The 8,988-nt window shown below is 50.4% G+C and carries 5 protein-coding genes and 1 pseudogene; 3 read left to right on the forward strand and 3 right to left on the reverse strand.

From position 1 onward, the window contains the following. Window positions 1-175: 175 nt before the first annotated feature. Window positions 176-493, reverse strand: a complete 318-nt coding sequence (locus ABYT30_RS11550; protein WP_373096585.1) for a cation:proton antiporter regulatory subunit — start codon at window positions 491-493, stop codon at window positions 176-178. After that, window positions 470-1,393, reverse strand: a pseudogene (gene rimK, locus ABYT30_RS11555) (30S ribosomal protein S6--L-glutamate ligase); the annotation flags it as partial. The pseudogene rimK and the gene ABYT30_RS11550, both read right to left, overlap by 24 nt. Window positions 1,394-1,676: 283 nt before the next feature. Between rimK and ABYT30_RS11560 the strand changes: the two are divergent. Then, window positions 1,677-4,076: a TonB-dependent receptor gene (locus ABYT30_RS11560; protein WP_373096581.1), complete on the forward strand. Its 2,400-nt coding sequence runs from the start codon at window positions 1,677-1,679 to the stop codon at window positions 4,074-4,076. A gap of 113 nt (window positions 4,077-4,189) precedes the next feature. Here ABYT30_RS11560 and ABYT30_RS11565 read toward each other — a convergent pair whose 3' ends face one another. Next, window positions 4,190-5,752: a long-chain-fatty-acid--CoA ligase gene (locus tag ABYT30_RS11565; RefSeq protein ID WP_373078437.1), complete on the reverse strand. Its 1,563-nt coding sequence runs from the start codon at window positions 5,750-5,752 to the stop codon at window positions 4,190-4,192. A gap of 340 nt (window positions 5,753-6,092) precedes the next feature. Here ABYT30_RS11565 and ABYT30_RS11570 point away from each other — a divergent pair, with 340 nt between their 5' ends. Together ABYT30_RS11570 and ABYT30_RS11575 are read left to right on the forward strand one after the other, a co-directional pair. Further along, entirely contained in the window at window positions 6,093-7,301 is a 1,209-nt protein-coding gene (locus ABYT30_RS11570; protein ID WP_373078434.1) for an acetyl-CoA C-acetyltransferase, read from the forward strand. A gap of 97 nt (window positions 7,302-7,398) precedes the next feature. Next, window positions 7,399-8,988 (forward strand): 3-hydroxyacyl-CoA dehydrogenase NAD-binding domain-containing protein (locus tag ABYT30_RS11575; protein ID WP_373096583.1); only part of this gene is annotated, 1,590 nt, incomplete at its 3' end.

The following is an 8,988-nucleotide window of genomic DNA, read 5'->3' on the forward strand; positions in this document are numbered from 1 at the left end:
AGAGTCTCTATCCAGGCACCAGTCACGGGTTTATTGGTTTACAGGGGCCGAACCGCCACCACAAAGAAGGCATGATGGAGATTTGTGCTTGGTTGGCGGCATTGTTTGGTCGCAAAGCTGAGACCCCCATTGAATTGTGAGATTTGGGTATCCCAACGATACTTGTTTGTCGCCTTCAGTCCTCGGCGTCTTCTGGCTTAGTGGTTTCTGGTAAGTTACTGGGTAATTCGGTGACTTTTGGGCTGCGTCGACGCCGTGTTTTTGCCGGCACCATCTCGCGCATGGAATTCATTTTACCAAAGCAAAGCAGTTTGTCATTGGGCTCTAAGACCCGATCTGCTCTCGGGTTGGGGATTGTTTTTGACCCGCGGTACAGGGTCAGTACATTGATGTCTTGTTCCCGTAAATTAGTACCTTGAATGGTACTGCCGACAAATTTAGAACCTTCTGGTACATAAATCTCGCTAACACCATAGCCCTTGCTTACCGTCAGTCGCTGCCTAACGTCAATTTCGGGGAAGTCTACCTGCGCGGCGATATAGTCAATAACGGCGCCAGCCACATCAAGACCAGTGCAGGTTTCAATTCCTTCCAATCCGGGCGAGGAGTTGACCTCCATTATCTGTGGGCCAGACTCGCTCTCTAGCATATCGACCCCCGCAACGCGCAGGCCAGTAATTTGCGCAGCTCTTACCGCGGTTTCGATATACTCAGCACTAAGCTCAACCGCTTCAGCGACGCCGCCACGATGAACATTGCTGCGGAACTCTTGGCCTTGCGCGACGCGACGCATAGCCGCGACCACCCGATCACCTACCACAAATGCTCTAATGTCTTTACCTTTGCTTTCTGAAACAAACTTCTGGATTAAAACGTTCTGCTTTTGACTCTGTAATAGTTCGATAATCGATTCAGCGGCCTTAACGGACTCCGCAAGCAATACGCCGATACCCTGTGTCCCTTCTATCAGTTTAATGATTACCGGTGCGCCACCGACTCGCTCAATCGCGGGTAAAACATCTTTTTTGTCTCGAACAAAGGTTGTTCGGGGAATACCAATTTGGTGGCGGCTTAATATTTGTAAGCTTCGCAGTTTGTCTCGGGAATTACTGATGCCGTGGGCGGTATTGGCGCAAAACACATCCATCTCTTGGAACTGGCGCACCACTGCGGTTCCATAATAAGTAATGGACGCCCCGATGCGAGGTAATACAGCATCATAGTGACTTAATGGTTTTTGACGATAGTAGAGGTCGGGTACCCCTTGCTGTAGGTCAATGGCAAACTTTAATGTATCGAGGACTTTTACATCGTGTCCCCGTTGTATTGCCGCTTCTTTAAGACGTTTGGTGCTGTAGCTCTTTGGGCCGCAGGACAAAATGGCAAGTTTCATAAATTGGTACTCCAGAAGCATGGTGGTGCGAGGGCTTGGGGCATACCCTTAGTGTAGACTAAGTACTGGCGCGTCTAATTAAATTAGCCAGGATCAAGGTGATCGCTGGCCGGCAGAGCGGTATCACCCTTGTGCGGTGTTTTAAAACAATAACTGGCGTTTCTAATCAATCTCTTCGGTTTGAATCTTAGGAAGATAGCAACAATGATCTGCTATATCGCAAAACAGTGCAGTGCCTGCAACACGCCTTGCTAAGAAGATAATGATTTGATGAGAGTAGCCAATGTTCCATAAAAATAACCTCCGCCCCGTGTATATTGCCGTATTGGCAGTAACGAGCGCCGCAGCGCCAAGCGAAGTTCTTGCAGAGCAAAAGCAAAGCCGACAACTCGAAGAAGTTGTGGTTACCGCCCAGCGCCGCAGCGAGAGTATGCAAGATGTGCCAGTAGCCGTGACCGCTGCCACCGCAGAAGACATGGCATATGCCCAAGTGGACAGCATAGGCAATATCAGTGCAATTTCACCGAGTATTAAATTCGACGTGACCAATAGTCCGGCGAACAGCGCCAATATCTTCATTCGCGGCATAGGTACAGTGGGTAATAACCGCTCGTTTGAAGGCGCGGTCGGCGTGTTTTTTGATGGTGTATACCGAACTCGTGCTGGTCAGGCGATGCAAAACTGGCTAGACATTGAAAGCTTGCAGATACTGCGCGGTCCTCAAGGAACGTTGTTTGGTAAAAACACCTCGGCTGGCGCGCTCATTATAAATAGTAAGGCGCCTTCGCTGGACGCAAATGAAGGGGATATTGAGCTTACCCTTGGTAACTACGGCAAACAGCTTGCGCGGGGCGGCTTTAATACACCACTTACTGACAAGGCGGCGTTGCGGGTTGCGGGACTGTGGGGCAAAAAAGACGGGTTTATCGAGGATCCCAATGGCGGAGACTATAACGACGCGGCGCCGCGCGCTTTAAAAGTCCAGCTGTTATTTGAAGCGACTGAAAACCTCCGTATGCGCCTAATTGCGGACTGGTCTGAAGAGGAGTCTAACTGTTGCTATGGTCAAATGGATGATGTCGACGGTGGTATGCAGGCTTATATCGACGAATTAACGCGGCGTAATGGCAAGGCAACCCCGTCAGCTAAATTCGAAGATTATCAACAGGTCATTAGTGAAGAACCGGCCCAACGTGTTGAAGATCAAGGTGTGGTGTTAAACACGCAGTGGTTTATTAATGACGCGGCGACAATTGGCTCGGTTACCGCTTATCGCAGCTGGAATATTGCCCAGAGTGGCATGGATGCTGATTTCAGCGGCGCCAGTATTCTGGGGATTAATGAAACCTTATCGACAGATATCTTTTCCCAAGAATTTACCCTGTCGGGGGAGTTTAGCGATGTCGGTCCCTTGCTGCGCGCGAGCTATGTGCTCGGGGCCTACTATGCGGATGAAACCATCGAGGCTGATCATCAACTCTACTGGGGCGAGCAAGCGCAGGCGTATTTGAACGTATATGTACCGTCGACTGAGGCCGGCGCACCAAACGAAATGACCTGGACGATTTACGAATTGCTCAATGTACTTGATGCCCCGGCCGGTTTAATAAGCGACATCCATATGGGTGGCACGGGCGAATCCTACGCAGCGTTTATGCACTTGAGTTTAGACATTACTGATCAGCTGAGCTTGACCGCCGGTGTGCGCTATTCCCAAGATGAGAAAACTGGTTTTATGTATCGGCGCTTCTTCCGCGACAGCGCGCTAGAACCGTTTCGAGTATTGGGCGCACAGCCCGGACCTGAGTACAGTGAGAGTTATACAGATTCTGCGGTGAGTGGCCAAATAGCGCTGCAGTATCAGTTTAATGATGACACCATGAGTTATATATCCTTTAGCCGCGGCTATAAATCCGGTGGAGTTAACTTAGATAATCAAGCGGCGGGTAAGGTGGGTGATAATGCCGACGAACCGACCTCCGCGGCGTTTGGCGACCAAGAGCCCAACGACCCCCGTTATGCCTCAGAGTTTGTTGACGGCTATGAGCTGGGTTTAAAAACCGATTATTTTGACGGCCGAGCGCGCAGTAACTTTGCCGCATTTTATAATGAGCTTACTGACCTGCAGGTCGCTACCTTTGACGGCCTAGCCTTCGGTATTTTGAACTCACCCGACGCCGAAGTGTATGGTCTTGAGATTGAAAACAAATTTGTACTCAATGACACCTTTACCCTAGGCTTTGACATGACCTGGCTGCCTGAGGCGCGGTTTGGCGAGTCGGAAGCATTGGATATTGCATCACTGGGAATCCTATCTGGCCGCGAGTTTGCGCAGGCGCCAGAAATTGTCGGCAATTTATCACTCACCATGGATCAGCCGATAAGCGATACCTTGTCACTGCGTGGCCGAATTGGCGGCAGTTACTCTGGGGAGCAGTATACGAACCCAGCGAATAATGAAAAACGTGATGCCCAGATAGAATACAGCGCGACCTTGGGTCTTGCCTCTAATCGCAGTGGTATTGCGGTAAATATCTGGTGTCAAAACTGCAGTGATGAGCGCTACGTTACCCAGCATTTTAATACCCCATTACAGGGCGGTATCTCTGGTTCGCCAGACGACCACAATGCCTATGTTGCGGCGCCGCGCACCTATGGGGTCACCTTGCGCGGCGAATTCTAAACTTATATTAACGCGCAAGACCTTGGCCATGCCGCATCCCCTCCGGGGCGGCATGGCTTTTTTGCTGTTATAAAGTGGTGAGAACGACTGGAATGTACTTCTGGTAGCGAGTGCTAATTTATTCCTCGCTCATTCCCTTCCCAAAATGGCGCACGCAAATCTTTTTTCAATAATTTTCCTGACGGGTTGCGGGGCAGCACATCAAATATTTTGAGCTGGCGAGGTATTTTGTAGCCTGCCAATTGCTCTCGACAAAAGTCGATCATTTCCTGTTCAGTCAAATTATGCTCTGGTTTTAATACCACGCAAGCAAGCGGGGCCTCGCCAAATTTCGCGCAGGGTATACCAACCACGGCAACATCACCCACGGCGGGGTGCTGACTCAGTACGTTTTCGATCTCGATTGGGTAAATATTCTCACCGCCGCTGACGATCATGTCTTTGATGCGGTCACGCAAAAAGATATAACCCTGATCGTCGATAATTGCTGAATCCCCAGTGTGGATCCAACCGTTAATCAAGGTCTCGGCGGTGGCGTCGGCGCGGTTGTAATAGCACAGCATATTGGCTTCTGAGCGGATTAAAAGCTCACCGGTTTCGCCGGTGCTAAGGGTCTTGCCTGCGGCATCGATGACTTTCACTTCAACCCCTGCTTGCGGGCGGCCGCAGGACTGTAGTAACTCTGGGCATTCTTTAAGCGCGGTGATGTGGTCTTCCGGTGATAGGGAAACGATGGTGCCAGTGGTTTCGGTCATGCCGTAGCATTGATAAAAATCGCATTTAAATATTTTCAATGCGCGCTCTAAAAGCCCTGTGCTAATAGGGGACGCGCCATAGAGTAACTGGCGTAGCGAGCTGAAGTCGCGTTGCTCGATATTTGGCACGTAGTCGAGTATGGCCATGATCATGGCTGGGACGATAAACATATTGTCGATTTTATGGTTTTCCAAATCGTCAACGACTGCCATGGGGTTAAAGCTGCTGTGCAATACCACGCTGGCGCCGGCGAGAATCGGCAATAGTAGGGTGCCAATACCGCCAATATGGAAGTTCGGTGCGCAAACTAGGTCTCGGGTTCCGGGGCCTGCTTTGTTTGCTAGTGAGGTTGATGCCGAAGTGTATAGGGCAAAGATATTGCGCTGACTGGTGACAACGCCTTTAGGTCTACCGGTTGTGCCGCTGGTATACAGCTGCAGGATACCTGCATCGGCGCTTATATCCCCGAAATTAACGGGGGTGACGACCTGTTGGTCGAGCCATTGCTGCCAATTTTCTGCCCCCTCGGCGCTTGCGGCGATGATGGGTAATGCTTCTTTAGCAAGAGGTCGCAATTTGCTTAGCAGCTCGATTAATGCCATGTCGGGAGCAAATAAAATTTTCGCTTCGGCGTCATTGAGAATATAGGCGACTTCAGGCGCTGCTAATCGGTAATTTAATGGGACCGCCACGGCGCCAATGCGGCTGCAGGCCAGCACAATTGTCAAAACTTCCGGGCAGTTTTCACAGAGAATCGCAACTCGGTCATTGCTCGCAATACCCTGTGCGTGAAGACCATTGGCAATGCGCTGTGAGTCCTCTGCAAGTCTAGCGTAGCTAAGGGTTTTACCCTGAAATAATAAACAGTCTTGCGCGGGCTTGCGCTGGGTGTGGTAGTCAAAAAATTGATGTATCAGCATGCCTATCTCCGTATTGCGGTATTGCTTTTATTGCGTTCTACTTTAAATCGCCGATAGCGCTAAGCCCAGTAAATAAACCGTGTGGCCACTAATGGTGGCGGCTGCGGACAATAAAAACTAGGCGCGGCATTATCTTAGGAGAGCGTGGTTGCTGTGTTCGGAGCTGCCGCGCTTTTGCTTGGTATGCCACAGTGGTTCATTGATCGGCTTAAACCACTGCATTTGTAATTAAATGTCTATCAAGTGTCATTGCATATCATTGTGATTCCCTTGCAAGGGGCGCAATCTAAGGCGCACTTACACTATGCGATACACTAACAAAATAACTTGGGACGCTAAAATGAGTAACACAGCTTATATATACGACGCCGTGCGCACGCCAAGAGCGAAAGGGAAAATGGGTTCGCCTTTAAGCCAGGTAAAACCGGTAGATTTGTTAGCCGGCTTGCTAAATGGTTTACGCGACCGCCATGATTTAGATACCGGTCTTGTCGACGATGTGGTCATGGGATGTGTTACACCCGTGGGCGAGCAGGGCGCCTGTGTCGCCAAAACCGCTGTTCTTAAAGCCGGTTGGGCTGAGTCGGTGGCGGGTGTGCAGCTGGATCGCTTTTGCGCTTCAGGTCTGGAAGCGGTGAATTTGGCTGCTATGAAAATAGCTTCAGGCTGGGAAGATTTAGTCGTTGCCGGTGGTATCGAATGTATGTCGCGGGTGGCAATGGGCAGTAGTGGTGGTGCATGGGCAGAAGACCCCCAAATAGCCACCGACACAGCTTTTGTGCCACAGGGCATCGGCGCAGATTTAATCGCGACGCTAGGCGGCTTCAGCCGCACGATGCTTGATGAGTTCGCTGTAGGCTCCCAGTCCAAAGCTGCTGCTGCCCGAGAGGCGGGTTATTTTGATGGCTCGGTATTGCCAGTCAAAGATGTCAATGGCATGACAATATTACAACGAGACGACTTTATTAAGCCGGGTACGACGCTGGAAAGCCTTTCTAGTTTGCGCCCGTCATTTGAAATGATGGGTGGTCTTGGTTTTGATGACATTGCCATTAGTAAGTACCCCCAAGTTGCAAAAGTGAACCATGTTCACCACGCCGGAAATTCCTCGGGTATTGTCGACGGTGCCTCGGCGGTGTTGATTGGTAGCGCGGCGGCTGGCGAAAAAATGGGGCTTAAAGCTCGTGGCCGCGTGGTTGCAACGGCGGTGACTGGTACCGAGCCTACTATTATGTTGACTGGGCCGGGACCGGCGACGTGGAAGGTACTGAAAAAAGCCGGAATGAAAATCGAAGATATAGATTTGGTTGAAATTAACGAGGCCTTTGCTTCGGTAGCACTGCGCTTTCAGCAGGACACCAATATTCCCTGGGATAAGATCAATGTTAACGGCGGGGCTATCGCGATGGGCCACCCGCTGGGTGCCACCGGCGGAATGTTAGTAGGGACGCTGTTGGACGAGTTGGAGCGCCGAGATAAGCGCTTTGGCTTAGTCACCCTTTGTGTGGGCGGCGGTATGGGCATAGCCACCATTATTGAGCGGCTTTAATCGGATTAGCGCACTAAACCGCGAGCCGATACGGGCGTCGCCGAACTTGCTCGTATTGCGCCTTAGCCTCTAGCGAATTAGATAGGATGAAATAACAATGACAGGCACATTTAGTTACCAAAAAGACAGCGACAACATCGTTACCGTCACCATGGATATGGCTGGCCCGGTAAACGCAATGAACGACGAGTACCTTAAATTAATGGGCGAAACCGTCGACCGCCTTGAAGCTGAAGGCGACAGTATTGCCGGGGTGATTATTAGCTCAGCGAAAAGTAGTTTTTTTGCTGGTGGCGATATTAAAGGTATGTTGACGATCGAACCGGGCGATGATGAGCGCGCCATGTTTGAGACGAATTTGAGTATAAAAGCACAATTACGCCGGCTTGAAAAACTCGGCAAACCCGTGGTTGCGGCAATTAATGGTGCGGCATTGGGCGGCGGTTATGAAATTTGTCTGGCCTGTCATTATCGTGTGGCGATCGACAGTAAAGCGGTGCAGGTCGGCCTGCCTGAAGTGAGCCTAGGATTGTTGCCTGGCGGCGGCGGTGTTGTGCGTATGGTGAGTAAGTTTGGTGTTGAGCGCTCGATAATGCCGCTGCTAGAAGGCACTCGTTTTAATGCCCAAAAAGCCTTGGCCAATGGCTTCATTGACGAGCTGGCCAGCGATGTAAACGAAATGATGGTCAAAGCCAAAGCTTGGATTAAAGCCAACCCAGAGGCGCGAAATCCATGGGATGTGAAAGGCTTTAAAATCCCTGGTGGCGATCTCCGTAAGCCGGCGATATCGCAAATGATTCAGGGTGCAAACCCGATGATTTTTCAGAAAAGCAAAGGCTTGGTTCCCGCGCCAATTAAAATTTTAGATGTTATCGCCAGTACTCTGCGTTTGGATTTCGATACAGCCCAGCTGGTCGAGACCCGTACTTTCATCAGCTTGCTGACGGAGCCAAGTGCTAAAAACCTCATGACTTTTTTCTTGCAGATGAATCAGGTTAATGGCGGCGGCAGTAGGCCTAAGGCGATTGCCAAATCCAAGGTCAAAAAAGTCGGTATTTTAGGCGCGGGAATGATGGGGCAAGGTATTGCCTACGCTTCTGCTATGGCCGGAATTGAGGTGGTCTTAAAGGATATAAGCCAAGATGCGGCCGATAAAGGCAAGGCCTATACCGAAAAGTTACTGAGCAAACGTGTGGCCAAGGGCCGGATGAGTGAAGAGCAAAAGGCGGCGGTGTTAAATTTAATTACTGCGGCTGTAGATGCGGAGGACTTGCGCGGCTGCGATCTGATTATTGAAGCGGTGTTTGAAAATGTTGATCTCAAGCACCATATTACCAAAGAGCTCGAGCCCATGCTTGCCGAAAATGGCGTTTGGGGCTCGAACACCTCGACCTTGCCAATCACGCTGCTCGCCGAGCCGTCGTTGAAACCTGAGAACTTTATCGGCATCCATTTCTTTTCACCAGTAGACAAAATGCCGCTGGTAGAGATTATTGTCGGCGACAAAACCTCGGACGAAACCTTGGCACGGGCTTTTGATTACAGCCAGCAAATTAAGAAGACGCCAATTGTCGTTAATGACTCGCGGGGTTTCTTTACCTCGCGGGTGTTCGCTACCTATATTGATGAGGGTGCATTGCTACTGGAAGAAGGTGTTGATCCGGTGGTTATTGAAAATCTTGGCAAG

The sequence above is a fragment of the Zhongshania sp. genome, from assembly GCF_041623545.1.
GTDB lineage: Bacteria > Pseudomonadota > Gammaproteobacteria > Pseudomonadales > Spongiibacteraceae > Spongiibacter.

Excerpts from the sequence above, each read along its gene's own strand:
- ABYT30_RS11570 (WP_373078434.1), top strand. The coding sequence starts at position 6,093 with ATGAGTAACACAGCTTATATATACGACGCCGTGCGCACGCCAAGAGCG.
- ABYT30_RS11565 (WP_373078437.1), bottom strand. The coding sequence starts at position 5,752 with ATGCTGATACATCAATTTTTTGACTACCACACCCAGCGCAAGCCCGCG.
- ABYT30_RS11560 (WP_373096581.1), top strand. The coding sequence starts at position 1,677 with ATGTTCCATAAAAATAACCTCCGCCCCGTGTATATTGCCGTATTGGCA.